This window comes from Micromonospora tulbaghiae (assembly GCF_900091605.1).
In the GTDB taxonomy this organism is placed as follows: domain Bacteria; phylum Actinomycetota; class Actinomycetes; order Mycobacteriales; family Micromonosporaceae; genus Micromonospora; species Micromonospora tulbaghiae.
On the sequence record NZ_FMCQ01000018.1, the window covers coordinates 1 to 2,500 of the forward strand.

The following is a 2,500-nucleotide window of genomic DNA, read 5'->3' on the forward strand; positions in this document are numbered from 1 at the left end:
AATGTGGGTGGGATACCTCATCTTGAAGCGAGCTTCCCGCTTAGATGCTTTCAGCGGTTATCCCTTCCGAACGTAGCTAACCAGCCGTGCCCCTGGCGGGACAACTGGCACACCAGAGGTTCGTCCGTCCCGGTCCTCTCGTACTAGGGACAGCCCTTCTCAAGTATCCTACGCGCACGGCGGATAGGGACCGAACTGTCTCACGACGTTCTAAACCCAGCTCGCGTACCGCTTTAATGGGCGAACAGCCCAACCCTTGGGACCTGCTACAGCCCCAGGATGCGACGAGCCGACATCGAGGTGCCAAACCATCCCGTCGATATGGACTCTTGGGGAAGATCAGCCTGTTATCCCCGGGGTACCTTTTATCCGTTGAGCGACACCGCTTCCACATGCCAGTGCCGGATCACTAGTCCCGACTTTCGTCCCTGCTCGACCTGTCAGTCTCACAGTCAAGCTCCCTTGTGCACTTGCACTCAACACCTGATTGCCAACCAGGCTGAGGGAACCTTTGGGCGCCTCCGTTACCCTTTAGGAGGCAACCGCCCCAGTTAAACTACCCACCAGACACTGTCCCTGAACCGGATAACGGTCCGAAGTTAGATACCCAAATCAACCAGAGTGGTATTTCAAGATTGCCTCCACCCATACTGGCGTATGGACTTCACCGGCTCCCACCTATCCTACACAAGCTAATTCAGATACCAATGTCAAGCTATAGTAAAGGTCCCGGGGTCTTTCCGTCCTGCCGCGCGTAACGAGCATCTTTACTCGTAATGCAATTTCGCCGGGCCTGTGGTTGAGACAGTGGGGAAGTCGTTACGCCATTCGTGCAGGTCGGAACTTACCCGACAAGGAATTTCGCTACCTTAGGATGGTTATAGTTACCACCGCCGTTTACTGGCGCTTAAGTTCTCCGCTTCGCCCCGAAGAGCTAACAGGTCCCCTTAACGTTCCAGCACCGGGCAGGCGTCAGTCCATATACATCGAATTACTTCTTCGCATGGACCTGTGTTTTTAGTAAACAGTCGCTTCCCCCTGCTCTCTGCGGCCATACAACGCTCCACCCGCGCGGGGCTTCACGTCTCCGGCCCCCCTTCTCCCTAAGTTACGGGGGCAATTTGCCGAGTTCCTTAACCACAGTTCGCCCGATCGCCTCGGTATTCTCTACCTGACCACCTGTGTCGGTTTGGGGTACGGGCCGCTAAGAACTCGCTAGAGGCTTTTCTCGGCAGCATAGGATCACTGACTTCACCTGAATCGGCTCGGCATCACGTCTCAGCCTATATGCGTCGCGGATTTGCCTACGACACGGCCTACACGCTTACCCCGGCACAACCACCGGCCGGGCTCAGCTACCTTCCTGCGTCACCCCATCGCTTGACTACTACCCGCCAGGTTCCCACGCTCCCCACCATTGGTCCGAAGACCGCCGGCAGTTCGGGTGGTTAGCACAACGAGGTTCGTCAGGGTCGCTCTTTCGCGGGTACGGGAATATCAACCCGTTGTCCATCGACTACGCCTCTCGGCCTCGCCTTAGGTCCCGACTCACCCAGGGCGGATTAGCCTGGCCCTGGAACCCTTGGTCATCCGGCGGAAGGGTTTCTCACCCTTCTTTCGCTACTCATGCCTGCATTCTCACTCGTGCCGCGTCCACAACTGGGTCACCCCGCTGCTTCACCCCCGGCACGACGCTCCCCTACCCATCCACACACCTGCATATCCCATCAAGGAGATACGAAGTTATTATGTGAATGCCACAGCTTCGGCGGTGTGCTTGAGCCCCGCTACATTGTCGGCGCGGAACCACTTGACCAGTGAGCTATTACGCACTCTTTAAAGGGTGGCTGCTTCTAAGCCAACCTCCTGGTTGTCTATGCGACCCCACATCCTTTTCCACTTAGCACACGCTTAGGGGCCTTAGCTGGTGATCTGGGCTGTTTCCCTCTCGACTACGAAGCTTATCCCCCGCAGTCTCACTGCCGCGCTCTCACTTACCGGCATTCGGAGTTTGGCTGATTTCGGTAAGCTTGTGGGCCCCCTAGACCATCCAGTGCTCTACCTCCGGCAAGAAACACGCGACGCTGCACCTAAATGCATTTCGGGGAGAACCAGCTATCACGGAGTTTGATTGGCCTTTCACCCCTAACCACAGGTCATCCCCCAACTTTTCAACGTTGGTGGGTTCGGCCCTCCACGCGGTCTTACCCGCGCTTCAGCCTGCCCATGGCTAGATCACTCCGCTTCGGGTCTAGAGCATGCGACTGAAAACGCCCTATTCAGACTCGCTTTCGCTACGGCTCCCCCACACGGGTTAACCTCGCCACATGCCACTAACTCGCAGGCTCATTCTTCAAAAGGCACGCCGTCACCCCGCAAGGCTCCGACGGATTGTAGGCGAACGGTTTCAGGTACTATTTCACTCCCCTCCCGGGGTACTTTTCACCATTCCCTCACGGTACTTGTCCGCTATCGGTCACCAGGAAGTATTTAGGCTTAC

General features: G+C 56.8%; 1 rRNA gene (cut by a window edge). It reads right to left on the reverse strand.

The features are described 5' to 3' along the window. Window positions 1–2,500 (reverse strand): 23S ribosomal RNA (locus GA0070562_RS29850); its annotated part runs 506 nt beyond the window's last position; the annotation flags it as partial.